The sequence below is a fragment of the Gulbenkiania mobilis genome (genome assembly GCA_004346645.1).
In the GTDB taxonomy this organism is placed as follows: Bacteria; Pseudomonadota; Gammaproteobacteria; order Burkholderiales; family Chromobacteriaceae; genus Gulbenkiania; species Gulbenkiania mobilis.
This window is the reverse complement of sequence record SMDA01000003.1, coordinates 246,019-263,457: the sequence shown is the minus strand read 5'-3', so window position 1 is coordinate 263,457 and position 17,439 is coordinate 246,019. Positions and strand designations below refer to the sequence as shown.

The following is a 17,439-nucleotide window of genomic DNA, read 5'->3' as shown; positions in this document are numbered from 1 at the left end:
CCCGACCTGAAGACGATGAAGAAAATTCTGGCACGCACGGTGGCCGCCCTGCTGGCGGCATTGCTGATCTGGCTGGCCTGGGTGGTGGTGGTGCCCGTGCCCCTGCCCACCACGCCCTACAGCGTCGCGGTCGGACCCAGCCGCACCCTCTCGCAGGTGGCACGCACGCTGGAGAGCGATGGTGTGATCCGCAACCGCTGGGTGATGGTGGGGCTGTCACGCATCATGGGCACCGACCGACAGGTCAAGGCCGGGCTCTACGAATTCTCCGGCCCGGTGGCCATGTGGGGGCTGCTCAAGCGCCTGGCCGAAGGCAGCCCGGATCAGGCCGGCCTGACCGCCATTGAAGGCTGGACCTTCCGTCAGTTCCGTCAGGTGGTCGATCGCCAGAAGGACCTGGTGCATGTCACGCGCGGCTGGAGCGAGGAGCGCATCATGATGGAGATCGGCGCCACCGAAACCCGCGCCGAAGGCCTGTTCTTTCCCAGCACCTACTACTACGTCCCCGGCTCGACCGACCTGGAACTTTACCAGCGGGCCTATCGCACCATGCAGCAGCATCTGCAGTCCGTCTGGGAAGGTCGGCGTGCCGAGCTGCCCTACCACTCGGCGTATGAGTTGCTGACGATGGCCAGCCTGATTGAGAAGGAAACCGCCCACCCAGAGGATCGCACCATGGTGGCCTCAGTATTCGTCAATCGCCTGCGCATTGGCATGCGCCTGCAGACCGACCCGGCCGTGATCTACGGCATGGGAGCCAATTACCGCGGCAACATCAGCAAGGCCGACCTACGGCGTGATACCCCCTACAACACCTACACCCGTGCCGGGCTGCCGCCCACCCCGATCGCACTGCCCAGCCGGGCCTCGCTCGACGCGGCGGCGCACCCGGCCGAGTCGCGCGCCCTCTACTTCGTGGCCAGCCGTGAAGGCCGTTCACAGTTCTCGGAAACGCTGGACGAGCACAACGCCGCCGTGCGTGAATTCATCACCAAGAAAGGCCGCTGATGCATCCTGCACGCTTCATCACGCTCGAGGGCATCGACGGTGCGGGCAAAAGTTCGCATCTTGAATTCATTCGCCAGTGGCTGCAGGCCCGGGATATCTCGGCCGTGTTCACCCGCGAGCCCGGCGGCACACCGCTGGGTGAAGCGCTGCGTGGCTTGTTGCTGTCGGTCGAGACCGAGGCCTCGCTCGACACCGAAACCCTGCTGATGTTTGCAGCCCGCCAAGAGCATCTGGATCGCGTGATTCGGCCAGCCCTGGCTGCCGGCCAGTGGGTGGTATCCGACCGCTTCACCGACGCCACCTTTGCCTATCAGGGGGGGGGGCGCGGCGTGCCCGACAGCCGGATCGCAGTACTGGAACAATGGGTGCAGCAGGGCCTGCAGCCCGATCTGACACTACTTTTCGATGTCGCCCCCGATGTGGCAGCCGCGCGCATGGCCACCCACCGCACGCTCGACCGCTTCGAGCGCGAGCAGGCTGCGTTTCATGCCAGGGTGCGCGACGCCTACCTTGCCCGTGCCACCGCCCCACGCTTTGCCGTAATCGACTCGGGCCGCGACTTCGACGCTATCCGGGCGGACATTGCGTCCAGACTGCAGCGTCTGGTGGAGCAGGCCTGATGCTCTACCCTTGGCAAACCGACGACTGGGCCCGGCTCAACCTCGAGCGGGAGCGCCTGCCCAATGCCTGGTTGCTGACCGGGCCCGACGGCATTGGCAAGGGGCGGTTCGCGCGGCATCTGGCGATGTCTCTGCTGTGTGATGCCCCCGGAGCCGGCTACCACCCCTGCGGGCGCTGCGAGGCCTGCCACTGGTTCGAGGCGGGCAGCCACCCCGACTTTCGCCTTCTGGCCCCGCCGGTGGACGATGAAGGCGAGGGGGGCAAGACTGGACGCAAGCTGGCTCAGATCAAGGTGGATGCGGTACGCGAGGTGATCGACTTTGCACATCTGACTGCTCACCGTGGCCGGGGCCGGGTGGTGTTGGTGGAGCCTGCCGAAAGCCTTAATCCGGCAGCGGCCAATGCCCTGCTGAAGATCTTGGAGGAGCCGCCTGCAGATGTGCTGTTCCTGCTCCTGGCCGATGCGCCGCAGCGGCTGTTGCCCACGATCAAGAGCCGGTGCCGCCCGTTCCAGCTGTCTCGCCCTGATCGCGAGACGGCGCTGGCCTGGCTGGCAGAGCAGGGTATCGAGAATGCCCAGGTGGAATATGTCTACCACGGTGAGGTTCCCTTGTTCGAGCACGATCCGGCCTTGGTCAGCGTGCGCCGCGAATTCATCGACGGGCTGGCTGCGCCGGGCTTCGACACCGTTAACCGGTTGGCCGAACTGGTGGAAAAGCACAAGCTGCCCCTCACCCGTCCGGTGCAGTGGCTGCAGAAGTGGCTGCTGGATCTGGCCGGTTTGAGGCTCGCCGGACACATCCGCTATCATCCCCAGCGCAGGGCGGCTCTGGAAGCCTTGGCCGGCCGTGCCGACCTGGATGCCCTGATGCGCTGTCAGACGGCGCTGACCGGCATCGCGCCCTACGGGCAGCACCCCCTGAACGTCAAACTGCAGGTGGAGGCGCTGCTGATGGATTACCTTTCCGTCTTCATTCCGGCCCGACCGGCCGCTACCCGGTAACCGACATGGACACTGCTGCCCGTACCGATCCAACCCGGCAGGACCCCAACCGCCCTGGTGTGCTGTCGTTGCATATCAAGGAGCGCAGCGCGCTCTACGCGGCCTACATGCCTTTCCTGAAAAATGGCGGCATCTTCATCCCAACCACACGCGAGTACACGCTGGGAGAGGAGGTGTTCCTGCTGCTCACGCTGATGGACGACACCCAGAAGATCGCCGTCCAAGCCCGGGTGGTGTGGATTACGCCGGGCAGTGCCAACAACAGCCGCGTGCAGGGCATAGGCGTGGAGTTTGCTGCAGGGGAGGCAGGCAAGCAGGCCCGCGACAAGATAGAGGTTCTGCTCGGCGGGGTGCTCAATTCCACCCGCCCCACCCACACGATGTAAGGCTGTCCGCATACCATGCTCGTCGACTCGCATTGCCATCTCAATTTTCCGGATCTGGCCGCCCGGCTGCCCGAGGTGCTGGCCAACATGGCCGGGAACGGCGTCAGCCATGCGCTGGTTATCGGCGTTTCCCGCCCCGCCTTTGCCCAAGTGCTGGGGTTGGCCGAAGCGCACGACAACCTCTGGGCTACGGTAGGCGTGCATCCTGACGACCCCGAGGCCGAGGAATATACCCAGGCAGAACTGGAAGCACACGCCGCCCATCCGAAGGTGGTGGGCATCGGTGAGACCGGGCTGGACTACCACTGGTGCAAGGGTAACCTGGACTGGCAGCACCAGCGGTTCGCCACCCACATCCGCGCTGCACGTGCTACCGGCCTGCCGCTGGTGATCCATACCCGCGACTCCGCAGCCGACACCGTGCGACTGATGCGCGAAGAGGGGGCCGAGTGCGGCGTAATGCATTGCTTTACTGAAAGCTGGGAAGTGGCGCAGGCAGCGCTGGATTTAGGGTTTCACATCTCGTTTTCCGGGATCGTGACCTTCAAGAGCGCGCAGGCCCTCAAGGAGGTGGCGCGCAAGGTGCCCCTGGACCGGCTGCTGGTGGAGACCGACTCGCCTTACCTAGCACCAGTGCCGCATCGCGGCAAGCAGAACGAACCCGCCTTCGTGCGCCATGTGGCCGAACACGTGGCCGAACTGCGCGGGCTGTCCTTTGAAGCGGTGGCCGAGGCCACCACCGACAATTTCTTCCGGCTGTTTTCCAAGATTCCGCGCCCGGCCTGAGCCGGACCCGGGTCCGGTTTCGGCCAACCCTGGAGACTGGATTGAGCACGCTAGAAGTCACCATCCTTGGCTGCGGCTCCAGTTCGGGCACGCCCGCGATCGGTTGCCACTGCCCTACCTGCACCTCGTCTGACATCCGCAACCGGCGCACTCGCACCAGTGCTTATGTCAGGGTGGGGGCGACCGGCTTTCTGATCGATACCGGTCCGGACCTGCGCCAGCAGGCCCTGCGCGAGGGCATCACCCGGGTGGATGCCGTGCTCTACACCCATCCGCATGCCGACCATCTGAATGGCATCGACGATCTGCGTGCCTTCTGCTACGTGAAGAAGGGCAGCATCACGCTCTACGGCAATGCCTTCACCCTGGATAACATCCGTACCCGCTTTGGCTATGCGCTTCAGCCGCCCTCTCCGGTATGGGATAAGCCGGTGCTGATGCCCCAGGAGGTAGACGGCCCGTTCGAGCACGCTGGCGTTGCCCTGATGCCGATCCCGCTCCGGCACGGCACCTGGCCCTGCCTGGGCTGGCGCATCGGCAATATGGCTTGGCTGACCGATGTGTCCGACATCCCCGAAGCCAGCCTTGCTGCCCTGCAGGGGCTGGACGTGCTGTTTCTCGACTGCCTGAAGCATGACCCCTATCCTTCTCACCTAGGCGTTGAACAGGCCTTCCAATGGGCCGGACGCATCGGCGCACGGCGCACGGTGCTGATCCACATGACGCATCAGCTCGCCTTTGCCGAATTGCAGGCGCTGTGTCCGCCCGGCATCGAGCCCGGCCACGATGGGCTGAAGGTTGCGTTGCCCTTTACCGCTTGAGGCCAGTCCGTAAAAACTGCCTGTCCGTGGCAGCCTGCGCCGTTTTTCGGGCAAAAAGCCCGGGAACGCTATTTGCCTGACAAGGCTCGCCTCTCAAACTTTTCATGGAAATGTCATGGCTTATGATTTTCTGGTGGTGGGTGCCGGCTTTGCCGGTGCCGTCTGCGCCGAAAGGCTGGCCCGTGCTGGCAAGAAGGTGCTCGTGATCGACAAGCGCCCGCACATCGGCGGCAATGCCTTCGATTGCCGTGATGAGCATGGCGTGCTGATCCACCCTTACGGCCCGCACATTTTCCACACCAACTCCAAGCGCATCTTTGAATATCTGTCGCAGTTCACCCACTGGCGCTTCTACGAGCACCGTGTGCGCGCGATCGTGGAGGGCGAGGCCTACCCGATTCCCATCAACCGTACCACGATCAACCGGCTCTACGGGCTGGACCTGTCGGAGGGCGAGGTGGAAGCCTTCCTCGAGAAAGCACGCGAACCGCGCGATCCGGTCCGTACCAGTGAAGATGTAGTGCTCAACAGCGTCGGACGCGACCTGTGCGACAAGTTTTTCCGTGGCTACACCCGCAAGCAGTGGGGGCTGGACCTGTCCGAACTGTCGGCGGGTGTGGCTGCACGTATTCCCACCCGCACCAACGATGACGACCGTTATTTCGGAGACAGCTTCCAGTTCATGCCGGCCGAAGGGTATACCGCCATGTTCGAGAAAATGCTTTCCAGCCCGCTGATCGAGGTACGGCTGGGGGTGGATCTTGATACGGTGAAGGAGACCGAACGCTGGGATCACATGATCTACACCGGCCCGATCGACGCCTTCTTCGATTACCGCTTCGGCAAGCTGCCCTATCGCAGCCTGCGCTTCGAACACAGCCACCTGCCGACCTGCGACCAGTTCCAGGAAACCGGCACGATCAACTATCCGAACGATCACGCCTACACCCGCATCACCGAGTTCAAGCATCTGACCGGGCAGGTTCATCCGGGCACTTCCTTGGTGAAGGAGTATCCGCAGGCCGAGGGCGATCCGTACTATCCGGTGCCCCGCCCGGAGAACGAGGCCCTCTTCAAGCGCTACGAAGCCCTCGCTGCCGCTTGCACCGACGTCACCTTTGTTGGGCGGCTGGCACAGTACCGCTACTACAATATGGACCAAGTCGTCGGGGCTGCGCTCAAGACGGCCGAGAACATCCTTGCGCGGGATACTAGCGCGGCCCGGGTGGCCGAATCCGCGGTAGCCGGCTGACTGCAAGCCACAGTTCGACACACGGGGTGCCCTTGGGCACCCCGTCTTTATCGCTCCGGCGCTCAGTAGTAGTTGAGCCCCATGGCGCCTTTGACTTCGGCCAAGGTCTCGGCCGCCACTTCGCGTGCCCGCGCCGTGCCTGCCTTGAGCATGCCCAGTACGCCGGCCGGGTCCCGTGCGTATTCCTCCCGCCGTCTGCGGATAGGTTCGAGCAGGGCGATCAGCCGCTCTTCCAGATGCTTCTTGATAACGCTGTCGCCCAGCCCGCCGCGGCGGTAGCGCGCCTTCAGGTCTTCCACCAAGTCGGCATCAGGCTCAAACACGTCCAGATAGGTGAACACCACGTTGCCTTCCACTTGGCCCGGGTCGTCTACCCGCAGATGCTGAGGATCGGTGTACATCATCTTCACAGCCTGGCGGATCTCGTCGGGGTTGGCCGAAAGCGGTAGGGCATTGCCCAGCGACTTGGACATCTTGGCCTTGCCGTCGATGCCGGGCAACCGTGCCCCAGCCTCGGGCACCACGGCACGGGCCTCCACCAGCACTGGCCGCTCTACGCTGGCATTGAAGCGTCGCACGATCTCGTTGGTCTGCTCGATCATCGGGATCTGGTCCGCGCCCACCGGCACGATGGTGGCCTTGAAGGCGGTGATGTCCGCGGCCTGGGCGGCCGGATAGGTGAGAAAGCCCGCAGGGATGTCCCGCTCGTACCCGCGCATCTTGATCTCGTCCTTGATCGTGGGGTTGCGCTCCAGGCGGGCCACAGTCACCAGGTTGAGGTAATACGAGGCCAGTTCCGACAACTCGGGCACCAGGCTCTGGATGAAAATGGTGCTTTTCTGCGGGTCGATGCCGACGGCCAGATAGTCCAGTGCCACCTGCAACACGTTGTCGCGCACCTTAAGATAGTTGCCCATGTTGTCGGTCAGCGCTTGGGCGTCGGCCAGCAGCAGAAACTGGGTGCAGTGTTCCTGCAGCAGAACGCGGTTGCGCAGCGAACCCACATAGTGCCCCAAGTGCAGCGGGCCAGTAGTGCGGTCGCCGGTCAGGATAATGTCGCTGGAAGTGATGCCGTCTGGCAGATGCATGTCAGTCTCCAAAGTCCGTGGAAGGTTGGCTTCGGAGCTGCCGCAAGGGGAGGGGAAGATCAACAAAAAACCCGGCACCGCCTTGTCGGCAGCTTCCGGGTTTTCAAACGTACGTCACCGCGGGGCCGCCTGCTAGGGGCGCCACCACCAGAAAAAGGCAAAAGCGGTTACGGGTCGCGTATTCATGGATACAGTCTGCGCCCGGCATCACGCCCGGGTCAAGCCTGGTGTGCGCTTGGCGGCAGAGCCCCCTTCAGCCGGCCCCTGTACCAGACGGTCCAGCCCGCCAGGCTGCCGTAAAAGCCGTAGCTGATCCAAGGCGATACCAGAAGAAAGCGTTCGGGCGGCCAGCGCCAAGCCAGCATCGCTCGCACCATCGTCTCGGCCACCAGGCCCAGACCCCAGACGAGGTTCATCCGGCCGATGCGGGTGCGGAAGAGCGGGTGGGCCTGCCACAGGGCCATAAAGCGTTGTCCGCCGTCCGGCGACTGGCGCCGCACCGTGGCCAGGGCCAGGTGATAGAGCAGCGGTTGGCCGAAAGGCGTGGACAGCAGGAAGGCCAGCCCGACCAGGCCCGAGACCAGCGATTCGCGCAGCAGCAGCATGCGCGTGTCTCCCCCCAGAAGCAGCGCGATGCCCGAGAGCAGAATGCCCCCGAGAACGAGCAGGCTCAATGCGTCCACCCGCCGATGGCGTATCAGCTCGCCCAGGCTCCACACCAGCGGTGGTACCGCCGAGGCCATCAGGCCGCCAGCCTCGCCCCAGCGCGGGGCCGCCCAGCGGTACGCCAGCCAGGGCAGCAGGAAGTTGGCGGCCAGGTCAGCCAGGAGGGCTCCGCGTTTCATGGCTCAGAAGCGGCGGGTCAGGTTGGCCTTGTGGATGATGGTACTGGCGATCTCTTCGATCGACTTGTGCGTGGTGCTGATGAATGACACGCCATGCTGACGGAACATCGATTCCGCTTCGTTCACCTCGAAACGGCAATTGTCCATGCTGGCATACTTGGAGTCTGGACGGCGCTCGGTGCGGATGTTGTGCAGACGGGAAGGGTCGATCGTCAGGCCGAACAGCTTGTTGCGATAAGGCTGCAGCATCTTGGGCAGGCTGGGGCTGTCCAGATCTTCCGGTGTCAGAGGGTAGTTGGCGGCCTTGATGCCGTACTGCAGGGCAAGGTAGAGGCAGGTGGGGGTCTTGCCGGAACGGGAGACTCCGACCAGGATCACATCGGCCTCGTCCAGATCCTTCAGCTTGACGCCGTCATCATGGTTGAGCGAAAAGTTCACTGCCTCGATGCGGTAGTCATACTTTTCCTCGCTGTTCATCCCATGGGCCTTGCCTAGGGTCTCGGTCGCCTTCACGCCCAGCTCGTCTTCCAGTTCTCCGATGAAGGTTTCGAAGAAGTCCACGATCTTCACGCAGTCCACCTTCAGCGCCTGCCGCACCTCGGGATTGACGATGCTGGTGAACACCAGCGGACGCAGGTGGTCGCTGTCGGCCCGTTCGCAGATGCGGTCGGCGACTTCGCGCGCCTTTTCGACGGTATCCACAAAGGGAACGGTTTCGCGCTTGAATTCCAGTCCGTCGAACTGGGTAAGCAGGGTGTTGCCCAGCGATTCGGCAGTGATGCCGGTGCGGTCGGAGATGAAGAAGGCAGAACGGCGGTGTGGCATGGATGCACCTTTGGTCGGCGAGATACGGTAGGAGAGCCTGGGCGCATTATAGCCGTTCCGGGCGGGCGCACCGGCGGGGAAATCCCTCCCGCAGACCTCGCCAAGGGGCGTGGTTGTTGCGTTTGCGTGAAAACTGCATGAAGCGAAATCCCCGCTTCACGCTGCCCGGAAAGCCCCGGGCTCCGGGTCGGCATGGCGCAAACTCCTTGTTGTGCAACGCAAAAGGCGCTACGCAAACAAGGGGGGATTCGGCTAGAATGCGGGTTTTCTATCGTCCCAATCCAACACAGGAAATGAAGTGATGGCAGAGAACTACGTCATCTGGTTCGAGAACCTGCGCATGACCGATGTCGAACGGGTAGGCGGCAAGAACGCCTCGCTGGGTGAAATGATCAGCCAGCTTGCCGGTTCGGGTGTGCGGGTTCCCGGCGGTTTCGCCACCACGGCCGATGCCTACCGCGATTTTCTCGCGCACAACGGCCTTGCGGACCGGATCAATGCAGCACTGTCGAAGCTCGACATCGATGACGTGACCGAACTGGCGCGCGTCGGCAAGGAGATTCGCCAGTGGATCATCGACACGCCGTTCCCTGCCAAGCTCGAGGACGAGATCAAGAGCGCTTGGGACAAGATGGTGGCCGATGCCGGCAATCCGGATATCTCCGTCGCCGTACGCTCCTCGGCTACCGCAGAGGACCTGCCGGACGCCTCGTTCGCCGGTCAGCAGGAAACCTTCCTCAACATCCGCGGCCTGGACAACGTCAAGGACGCCATCAAGCACGTGTTCGCGTCGCTGTACAACGACCGTGCCATTTCCTACCGCGTGCACAAGGGCTTCGCGCATGACGTGGTGGCCCTGTCCGCCGGCATCCAGCGCATGGTCCGTTCCGACACGGGCGCTGCCGGCGTGATGTTCACCATCGACACCGAGTCCGGCTTCGAGGACGTTGTGTTCGTGACGGCCTCCTACGGCCTGGGCGAGACCGTGGTGCAAGGCGCTGTGAACCCGGACGAGTTCTACGTGCACAAGCCGACCCTCAAGGGTGGCCGCCCCGCCATCCTGCGCAAGACGCTGGGCTCCAAGCTGATCAAGATGGAGTTCACCGACGCCTCGCAGGCCGGTCGTTCGGTCCGCACCGTGGACGTGGACGCGGCTGCCCGCAAGCAGTTCTCGATCACCGATGCTGAGGTGGAGGAGCTGGCCCAGTACGCACGGATCATCGAGAAGCACTACGGTCGTCCGATGGACATCGAGTGGGGCCGCGACGGTGAGGATGGCAAGCTCTACATCCTGCAAGCCCGTCCCGAAACGGTGAAGTCGCAGGAAGCCCGCAAGGACACCCTGCGCCGCTATCGCCTGAAGAACCGCAGCCAGGTGCTGGCCGAAGGCCGCGCCATCGGCCAGAAGATCGGCCAGGGCGTGGTGCGCATGATCAAGGACGCTTCCGAGATGGACCGCGTCAAGGCTGGTGACGTGCTGGTGACGGACATGACCGATCCGGACTGGGAGCCGGTGATGAAGCGTGCGGCCGCCATCGTGACCAACCGTGGCGGACGCACCTGCCACGCCGCGATCATCGCGCGTGAGCTGGGCATTCCGGCCGTGGTTGGCTGCGGCGACGCCACCGACGTGCTGCGTGACGGCATGCAGGTGACGGTTTCGTGTGCCGAGGGCGACACCGGCAATATCTACGACGGCCTGCTGGACGTGGAGATCATCGAGCTCGAACTGGACAAAATGCCCAAGAGCCCGGTGAAGATCATGATGAACGTGGGCAACCCCGAGCTGGCGTTCGACTTCGCGCAGTTGCCCAACGAAGGTGTGGGCCTGGCCCGCCTGGAGTTCGTGATCAACCGCCAGATCGGCATTCATCCGAAGGCGCTGCTCGAGTTCGACAAGCTGCCGGCCGACCTGAAGGCAACCATCAGCGACCGCATCGCCGGTTACCCGAGCCCGGTGGACTTCTACGTTGAGAAGTTGGCCGAAGGCATCGCCACCCTGGCCGCAGCCTTCTGGCCGAAGAAAGTCATCGTGCGGATGTCGGACTTCAAGTCCAACGAGTACTCCAACCTGATCGGCGGCCAGCTGTACGAGCCGCACGAAGAGAACCCGATGATCGGGTTCCGCGGTGCTGCCCGCTACGTGGCGGACAGCTTCCGTGACTGCTTCGAGCTCGAGTGTCGCGCCATGAAGAAGGTGCGGGACGTGATGGGCCTGACCAACGTGGAAGTGATGATCCCGTTTGTCCGTACCCTGGCCGAAGCCGAGAAGGTAGTGGAAATCCTGGCGGCCAATGGCCTGAAGCGGGGCGAGAACGGCCTGCGCCTGATCATGATGTGCGAACTGCCGACCAACGCCGTGCTGGCCGAGAAGTTCCTGCAGCATTTCGACGGCTTCTCGATCGGCTCCAACGATATGACCCAGCTGACGTTGGGCGTGGACCGCGACTCCGGCGGCCCGATTGCCTCGACCTTCGACGAGCGCAACGAGGCGGTGAAGGCCATGCTGCACATGTCGATCCAGGCGTGCCGCAAGCTCGACAAGTATGTCGGTATCTGCGGCCAAGGCCCGTCGGACCATCCGGATTTCGCCAAGTGGCTGGTGGAAGAGGGGATCGAGACGATCTCGCTGAACCCGGATACCGTGGTGGAAACCTGGCTCTACCTGGCCAAGGAACTCAACAGCTAACCGGTCGTTCCGACCGCTGCTGCGCAAGCCGCCCCATGGGGCGGCTTTTTTGTGTCCTTCGGCCAACCTCGTGTTCCCTGCGAGGCTGTGGTATCGGCAGGAGGCTGTCTGGCTGCAGTGTGTGGACGAAAAAAACCGCCCCGTGGGGCGGCATGTAGAGAACCTCAGTCCTGGCTGAACGGCCACCAGCGGGACCAGTCATGCGGAAATCGCACCGTCAGCGCCAGACCGTCGACGCGCAGTCGGGCGGGCACCGGGTCCAGCAAGGCCAGCTCGGTCACGATGCCTTCGCGCACCTCACCCAGCCGGCGCACGCTGTCCGGGATGGGGCGGCTCACGTGCGGCAGGCTGAGCACGCGTGCCCGGGCCCGCTCGCCGCTGGGCCAACGCACCATGGCGAGCTGTCCGGGTTGGGCATACCGGCTGTCCTGAGGGGCCACCAGAGCCATGATGCGTGGAGCCGAGTCCGGCTGGATGGCCAGGAGCGCTTGGCCTGCCTGTACCTGAAGTCCCGGGCGGGTGACAACGCGCACCACCGTTCCGGCGGCTGGGGCGGTGATCGTCAGGCTCTGGCGTGCCGCCAGCAGCCTGGCACGCTCGGTCTCCAGCGCGCGCAACGGGGCCTCGTTCACCAGCGCTACCGCAGCGGGGGCGACAGGAGGTACCGAGGCACGTGCCTGGGCCAGCCGTTGACGGGCCTCATTCACTTCTGCCAGCGTGGCGGCCCCGGCTGCAAACAGCTGTTCATAGCGGCGCAGGTTGTCCGCCAGCCAGCCGGTATCAGGGGCAGAAGCCGCCACCGCCGGTCGAGACTGGTGGCTGGCGCGGAGGGCGGCCTGCTGCGCCAGCCACTCGCGTTCCAGGCCCTGCAGTCGCGCGTCCAGCTGCGGGTCGCGCAGCACCAGCAGCGGCGCGCCCGTCGCTACACGGCTTTCCGGCTGTGCCTGGATGGCCTCGACCACCGCGTTCTGGGGGGCTGTCAGCTCCACGACTGGCTGGTCGACGAAGCCCGGCGCCTCCACGAGCCACCAACTGGCGAGGAGGTTATACGCCAAGAGCAGGAGCGGGCTTGCCACCAGCAGCAGGATGATATACCAGCGGATCTTGTGTGCCTGGCGCTGCGGGGGGGCATAGGGCACGCGCAGGCCACGATCGACGTCCGGTTGGGCGCGTACAGGGGTAAAACGGATTTTCATTATTTGAGTCCTTGGTAATCCTGCCACGTCTGGAAATAGAGTGCCGGGGCGGCCGCACCCCGCTGGCGCAGTAGGGCTTGGGCCAAGGTGGCGATCTGCTGTCGGCCCAGCGTGGCAAAGCTTTCACTTACGGGCAGTGCCGGCTCTGCACTGACGACGAGGCTGTACGGCAGGCCCGCCAGCGACTGGAAGGCCTTGCGTTCGGTCGCCAGCACCGTGGCGCGCCGGCTGCTGAAGATCATCACGCAGGCTTCCTGCACGCCTGCGGCGCGCAGCGCATCGGCCAGATCGGGGCTGTCCAGGTGACGGTGGTGGAAGGTGGCGGCCAGCGGCCACGGGGACACGGCGGCGGCTGCGCGCAGGGTGTCCAGCCACGCCTGCCGCAAGGCTGCGCGCTCTTCCGGCCAGCCCTTGCTCTGCTCAATCTCCAAATCAAGATTCAGCCCGTCGAAGGGCAGCGGCGCCAGCTGGCGGATCAGGGCCAGCAGCCGGGGCCGTTCCTGCAGCGTCATCCAGTCGGCATCGCCCAGTAGCAGTGACACCTTCACGCCTCGGGCGTGGGCGGTGTCCAGCAAGGCTTGCAGCCGTACAGGCAGTTCGGCCTCGGCCAGCTGGCTGCCATCAAGACCGAGCAGAATCCTGCTGATACCGGCTGCCTGCCAAGCCATCACGGCCGCGTCCGGATCGGCCAGCGTGCTGTGGCTGTTCCAGAGATAGGCTCCGCTTGTCACCGCGAGGCCCGCGGCCGTCTGCGCGACGGGCTGTGTGCGGGCTGCAAGGGAGGGCGCGGCGGCCGGGGCTTCCTGCAGCGTGCTGGCCATCCGGTCCGGTAGCGGGAGCGGTGTGGGCACCAGAGGATAGCCGAAGCGGGCCAGGTCCACCGCAGCATTCTGCAGGCGTGCCCACTGTTCCAGCCGCTGCTGGGCTGCCTGATAGTAGTTGAAGCGGGCGCGGTACAGCTGCTCTTGCACATCGCCTGCGATCAGCGCACGGCGCAAGCGGCGTTCGGTCACCGCGCGCGCGGCAGCGGCCTCCTGCTCGCGGGCATACTCGGTATCGGCCAGGGCGCTGACATAGGCCGCCTCCGCCTCGCTGCGCCCCTGCGTACTCTGCTGGCGGGCAAGGTCGTAACCCAGCCGGGCCTGTTCGAGACGTGCGGCGCTTTCTTCCGCCACTGCACTGCGCAGGCGACCGAGCTCGAAAGGCAGGCTGAAGTTGATGCCGGCCTGGACCGCACGCCCGGTCTGGTCGCTGGCCCAGCTTTCCCGGCTGTTGCTGACGCTGACAGTCAGGGCCGCTTCGATGCCGGGAGCCTTCTGGGCACGTATCCGGGCCTGCTCCGCTTCCAGGCCCAGCCGTGCCAGCGCGGTGGCGGTGGTTTCGCTGTTAGCGGGACGTTTCAGGTCGGCGGCCAGGCGGGGCGGCTCCAGCGGCTCCAGCCCGGAGGGCGACAAACCGGTCAGCAGCGACAATTCCGCCAGCAGCACCTGCTCGCTGCGCAGCGCCGCCTGCCGGCGGTTTTCGGCCAACGTGTACCAGCTTTGGGCGGTCTGGGCATCGGAGGGCAGCACGAGACCAGCTTTCTGCCGTTCGCCAAGCACCTGCCGCGCCTGTACGGCGTCCGAAAGAAAGGCTTCGGCCAACCTTTTCTGCTCACGGGCCTGCCACAGGGCCACATAGGCCCGCCGTAGCCGGGTGCGTGCGTCGTCCAGGGCCAAGGCAGCCCGTGCCCCGGCCGCAACGGTTTCCTGCTGTGCTTCGACTTCACGCAGCCTTTGCTGGCTGCGGCTGCCCAGCAGTGGATAGCTGGCCCCTACGGTGTAGCCGTGGTTGCTGTAGCTGCGGGTGCTGTCTGCCGTGGCGATCTCGTGGGTACGCCCACCGCTCACCGAGCCGAACAGCCGCCAGCCGCTCTCGGCCTGGCGCTGGGTCAGCCGGCTTTGGGCGATGCGGGTTTCCTGCTGCTGGAAGGCCACGGACGGCGCATGTGCAGCCAGCCGCTGCTCCAGCTCGGTCAGGCCCAAGGCGCAGGCCACCGGGCTGGCGAGCCCGCTGAAGAGGGCGGGCATCAAAAGTAGGAAGGGAGGCTTAGTCATCTTTGTTCTTTGCATTGCGTTGCAGCACCCACCAGGGCGCCATGCTGGTTTCCTCATGACCCTTGCGCCAGATCTCGTTGACCAGGGCCACCGCGCTCCACAGCCGGTTGACCAGCAGGAAGAGCGAAAAGGCGGGCAAAAGCAGCAGGTCGGGCAGGTCACGCCTGGGCTGTCTGGAGATGCAGGTGAGGTAGACCAAATACAGCACGAAGGCGATCGCCAGGTAGAACAGCGTGATCACCAAGTTGACAGCCACGAAGACCGGCAGTGGCAGCGCCCACAGCAGGTAGAGCATGTAAAACAGGATCACGAACGGAGAGACAATCTGGAACAGCAGCCCGCCCCATACCAGGATCAGCAGGTTGCGACCGCCCACCAGTCGGCGCTGGAAGGCTTTCCAGTGCTTTTCCAGATACATGTAGGCCAGATCTCCGTCCCAGCGCAGCCGCTGCTTGAAAAAAGCCTGCCAGGTGTCGGGCGCATCGGTGTAGCCCATGGCGCGAGGTTCGAACACGATGCGCAAGCCGTTGCGTCGGAAGTACTGCTTGAGCCGCAGCGTCATGTCCAGGTCCTCGGCCGATCCGGTGTTCCAGCCCCCGGCCGTCTCCAGCACGCTGCGCCGGAAAACGCCGAAGGCGCCGGAAACGTTGTTGACCAGGTTGAACTCGGACAGACCCACCTTGGCCAGCATCAGCGACAGCCGGTATTCGATCGCCTGCAGGTGGGTGACGAGCGAATGCTGTTCGTTGCGTACCGCCAGTGCGCCGGACACGGCACACACCCGCGGATCGATAAAGTGCGCGCTAGTCTGCGCCACTATGTCGTTCTCGAACGAGGTATCCGCATCCAGCGCCATCACGATCTCGCCCCGCGCCAGCGAGAGCCCTGCATTGAGCGAGGAAACGCGCCCGCCCCGCTGCCACTTGGGCACCGGGCGGATGCGCCGGTTGGGATAGCGGTGGCCTTCGGTGGCGATGAACGAACGGATGGCGTCGTATGTGGCCTGGTTGCGCAGTGCGCCGTCGATCACCGGTAGCAGTTCGATCTCGCCCGGATAGATCTGTTCGCACAGGGTGCGCAGGGTTTGCTTGACCGCTTCTCCTTCGCTGTAACAGGTGATGATGCAGCTGACCGAGGGATAGAAGGGCACGTCCCGCGGGGGATGCATCAGCCGGTGCAGCTGGTGGCGCGCCACCCCCGCCACCAAGAGCAGATAGTAAGGCAGCTCCAGAAACAGCAGCATCGGGATGAACAGCACCGCTGCATCGGCCGGCGATGCAAGCCAGTAGTCCACGATGCCCCGCAGGGCTTCGTTGGTGGCCTGCCAGAAGGCAAAGGGACTCAAGCCGTCACCTCACTGGCCAGCACCTCCATCAGGACCTCCGGCTCCGTCGGGGCGTGGGACTCTGCCGGCGAGGTATGGCTGGCCAGATGCAGCACCAGCGGCGGCTCGGTGCCTTCTGCAAGATCGGTGAGCAGGGTTTCCAGCTTCTGCCGCAGGGCGGCCATGCCGTTCAGGTCGGTGTTGGGGAACAGCATCCAGTAGAGGTTGTCGTCGGTGCGGGTTACGAGGTCGGTGCTGCGCAGGTATTCACGCAGCCGTTCGGCCAACCCTTCCAGGATCTCATTGGTGCGCGCATAGCCATGAGCATCGATCAACTGCGGCACATTGGCGAAGTACAGCGCCAGAAGCGAGTAGCCCTGCTGCGGGTAGCGGGCCGCCAGAAGGTCGGTCCAACGCAGGGTGAAGCGGAACAGATCCGGAGAGATGATCTCCAGGGTGGACAGCGGCACCAGGGTCTGCAGAAGCTGGCCGTGGCGGCACAGCAGCTGTCCTTCCTCGGTCAGCTCCAGCACTTCGATGGGCTGGATGGCGAGGTCCTCGGGTGTATGGGTCTCGCTGCACTCCAGACAGCGTGCCACCACCTCCGGCTCCACGAACAACTCGTTGCAGGCATTGCAGTGGTAGTTCTCCATCGGGCGGTCGTAGTCGGCACCGATGTGGCGCAGTCTGGTCTGGCAGTTGGGGCATTCCAGCGTGCCCTGACGGCGGAAGCGTTCCTGCGGGGCCACGAAGCCACAGGTAAAACAATGGATTGCCGGCGTCTGCTCGATGTCCAGCGCATGGCATACCGGACAACGGTCGACGTAGGAGACATGCGCATGATGACAGGCCGGGCAGGTGCGTACCCGGTCTACCAGCCGACTGGGGGCCAGCAGGTTGCGGCGACGCAGGCGCTGCATCAGTTCCATCGCCGGCGTGCCGGCCCCCGCTGCGGTGTCGAGCACCGGATAGCGGTAGAGCAGCGGCGCCTGCCAGTCTGGCACGGGCGTGAGCGCCCGCCGGTCGCGGGCAAAGAGGAAGCCCAGCACGCGCTGCGTGGCCTCGTCCGGGTGACTCAGCTGCATGGACGTCTGCCGGCCGGCCCAGCGGCTTGCGGCTTCGGCTGCCGCGGTAGCGCCTGGCCAGCTGCCATCGAGCAGTTCGCGGCTGTCGGCATCCAACTCGGCCTCGGGCCACAGGCTGAAGATCAGCACCTGGCTGCCCCGGCCATCGCTACGCAGCCGGTAGAGCCAGGCGCGATGCGCTTCGGCGGTCTGGGGGTTGAGAAGGACCACATGCGTCTCGGGGCCCAGGGCCACCGGCTGGTCATGGCGGGTGAGCTGTCCTGCCAGAGCGGAAGCGGCTTCCAGTTCCGGTGCAGGTTGGCCGAACAGCACGGTGCGTGTGGTGGAGATCATTATTTCCAGGTATTTATCTGTTTTTTAAGCAAGTCGATATATTCTATTTGGATTTAAATCTTCTGTCGTGTCTGCTTACAG

At 64.6% G+C, this 17,439-nt stretch carries 15 protein-coding genes; 8 read left to right on the top strand and 7 right to left on the bottom strand.

What is annotated here, in order from left to right; all coding sequences use genetic code 11:
• Positions 1–15: 15 nt before the first annotated feature.
• From mltG to glf, 7 genes are all read left to right on the top strand, one after another.
• Entirely contained in the window at positions 16–1,008 is a 993-nt protein-coding gene (mltG, locus tag EV669_RS06200; RefSeq protein WP_054284534.1) for an endolytic transglycosylase MltG, read from the top strand.
• On the top strand, positions 1,008–1,628 hold the full coding sequence (gene tmk / locus EV669_RS06195) for a dTMP kinase (protein ID WP_054284535.1): 621 nt from the start codon (positions 1,008–1,010) through the stop codon (positions 1,626–1,628). The genes mltG and tmk overlap by 1 nt, the downstream gene beginning before the upstream one ends.
• Positions 1,628–2,632 carry a DNA polymerase III subunit delta' gene (gene holB / locus EV669_RS06190; RefSeq protein WP_054284536.1) on the top strand — a complete coding sequence of 335 codons (1,005 nt, stop codon included), beginning with the start codon at positions 1,628–1,630 and terminating at the stop codon, positions 2,630–2,632. Before tmk ends, holB begins: the two co-directional genes overlap by 1 nt.
• Positions 2,633–2,637: 5 nt before the next feature.
• Entirely contained in the window at positions 2,638–3,018 is a 381-nt protein-coding gene (locus tag EV669_RS06185; RefSeq protein WP_054284537.1) for a PilZ domain-containing protein, read from the top strand.
• A 15-nt stretch (positions 3,019–3,033) separates the two neighbouring features.
• Entirely contained in the window at positions 3,034–3,804 is a 771-nt protein-coding gene (locus EV669_RS06180) for a TatD family hydrolase (RefSeq protein WP_132098168.1), read from the top strand.
• Positions 3,805–3,845: 41 nt separating this feature from the next.
• Positions 3,846–4,625 (top strand): MBL fold metallo-hydrolase, encoded by a 780-nt coding sequence (locus EV669_RS06175; RefSeq protein WP_054284539.1) that lies wholly within the window; start codon positions 3,846–3,848, stop codon positions 4,623–4,625.
• A gap of 115 nt (positions 4,626–4,740) precedes the next feature.
• A complete protein-coding gene (gene glf, locus EV669_RS06170) occupies positions 4,741–5,877 on the top strand; it encodes a UDP-galactopyranose mutase (protein ID WP_055433163.1) in 1,137 nt (378 codons plus the stop codon).
• 62 nt (positions 5,878–5,939) lie between these two features.
• Here the strand turns inward: glf and trpS are convergent, their stop codons facing one another.
• The 3 genes from trpS to ppsR all read right to left on the bottom strand — a co-directional run bounded on the left by trpS (position 5,940) and on the right by ppsR (position 8,635).
• Positions 5,940–6,965 (bottom strand): tryptophan--tRNA ligase, encoded by a 1,026-nt coding sequence (gene trpS, locus EV669_RS06165; RefSeq protein WP_055433162.1) that lies wholly within the window; start codon positions 6,963–6,965, stop codon positions 5,940–5,942.
• A gap of 218 nt (positions 6,966–7,183) precedes the next feature.
• Positions 7,184–7,810, bottom strand: coding sequence for a VC0807 family protein (locus EV669_RS06160; RefSeq protein ID WP_054284542.1), 627 nt, complete (start codon positions 7,808–7,810; stop codon positions 7,184–7,186).
• 3 nt (positions 7,811–7,813) lie between these two features.
• Entirely contained in the window at positions 7,814–8,635 is an 822-nt protein-coding gene (gene ppsR, locus EV669_RS06155) for a posphoenolpyruvate synthetase regulatory kinase/phosphorylase PpsR (protein ID WP_054284543.1), read from the bottom strand.
• A gap of 301 nt (positions 8,636–8,936) precedes the next feature.
• On the opposite strand from ppsR, the gene ppsA reads away from it, so the two are divergent.
• On the top strand, positions 8,937–11,324 hold the full coding sequence (gene ppsA / locus EV669_RS06150; RefSeq protein ID WP_132098167.1) for a phosphoenolpyruvate synthase: 2,388 nt from the start codon (positions 8,937–8,939) through the stop codon (positions 11,322–11,324).
• A 164-nt stretch (positions 11,325–11,488) separates the two neighbouring features.
• Here ppsA and EV669_RS06145 read toward each other — a convergent pair whose 3' ends face one another.
• From EV669_RS06145 to EV669_RS06130, 4 genes are read right to left on the bottom strand one after another with little or no spacing between them, the layout of a single operon-like run.
• Complete coding sequence (locus EV669_RS06145) at positions 11,489–12,520, bottom strand: HlyD family secretion protein (RefSeq protein WP_132098166.1); 1,032 nt, start codon at positions 12,518–12,520, stop codon at positions 11,489–11,491.
• Positions 12,520–14,616: a TolC family protein gene (locus EV669_RS06140; RefSeq protein WP_165922713.1), complete on the bottom strand. Its 2,097-nt coding sequence runs from the start codon at positions 14,614–14,616 to the stop codon at positions 12,520–12,522. Before EV669_RS06140 ends, EV669_RS06145 begins: the two co-directional genes overlap by 1 nt.
• Positions 14,609–15,961 (bottom strand): glycosyltransferase family 2 protein, encoded by a 1,353-nt coding sequence (locus tag EV669_RS06135; RefSeq protein WP_207913789.1) that lies wholly within the window; start codon positions 15,959–15,961, stop codon positions 14,609–14,611. The genes EV669_RS06140 and EV669_RS06135 overlap by 8 nt, the downstream gene beginning before the upstream one ends.
• Positions 15,958–17,358, bottom strand: a complete 1,401-nt coding sequence (locus EV669_RS06130; protein ID WP_132098164.1) for a TackOD1 domain-containing metal-binding protein — start codon at positions 17,356–17,358, stop codon at positions 15,958–15,960. The genes EV669_RS06135 and EV669_RS06130 overlap by 4 nt, the downstream gene beginning before the upstream one ends.
• Positions 17,359–17,439: the final 81 nt, after the last annotated feature.

What these genes read in the sequence shown, in the direction of transcription:
- mltG (WP_054284534.1), top strand. Translation starts at nt 16, where the DNA reads ATGAAGAAAATTCTGGCACGCACGGTGGCCGCCCTGCTGGCGGCATTG.
- tmk (WP_054284535.1), top strand. Translation starts at nt 1,008, where the DNA reads ATGCATCCTGCACGCTTCATCACGCTCGAGGGCATCGACGGTGCGGGC.
- holB (WP_054284536.1), top strand. Translation starts at nt 1,628, where the DNA reads ATGCTCTACCCTTGGCAAACCGACGACTGGGCCCGGCTCAACCTCGAG.
- EV669_RS06185 (WP_054284537.1), top strand. Translation starts at nt 2,638, where the DNA reads ATGGACACTGCTGCCCGTACCGATCCAACCCGGCAGGACCCCAACCGC.
- EV669_RS06180 (WP_132098168.1), top strand. Translation starts at nt 3,034, where the DNA reads ATGCTCGTCGACTCGCATTGCCATCTCAATTTTCCGGATCTGGCCGCC.
- glf (WP_055433163.1), top strand. Translation starts at nt 4,741, where the DNA reads ATGGCTTATGATTTTCTGGTGGTGGGTGCCGGCTTTGCCGGTGCCGTC.
- trpS (WP_055433162.1), bottom strand. Translation starts at nt 6,965, where the DNA reads ATGCATCTGCCAGACGGCATCACTTCCAGCGACATTATCCTGACCGGC.
- EV669_RS06160 (WP_054284542.1), bottom strand. Translation starts at nt 7,810, where the DNA reads ATGAAACGCGGAGCCCTCCTGGCTGACCTGGCCGCCAACTTCCTGCTG.
- ppsR (WP_054284543.1), bottom strand. Translation starts at nt 8,635, where the DNA reads ATGCCACACCGCCGTTCTGCCTTCTTCATCTCCGACCGCACCGGCATC.
- ppsA (WP_132098167.1), top strand. Translation starts at nt 8,937, where the DNA reads ATGGCAGAGAACTACGTCATCTGGTTCGAGAACCTGCGCATGACCGAT.
- EV669_RS06145 (WP_132098166.1), bottom strand. Translation starts at nt 12,520, where the DNA reads ATGAAAATCCGTTTTACCCCTGTACGCGCCCAACCGGACGTCGATCGT.
- EV669_RS06140 (WP_165922713.1), bottom strand. Translation starts at nt 14,616, where the DNA reads ATGACTAAGCCTCCCTTCCTACTTTTGATGCCCGCCCTCTTCAGCGGG.
- EV669_RS06130 (WP_132098164.1), bottom strand. Translation starts at nt 17,358, where the DNA reads ATGATCTCCACCACACGCACCGTGCTGTTCGGCCAACCTGCACCGGAA.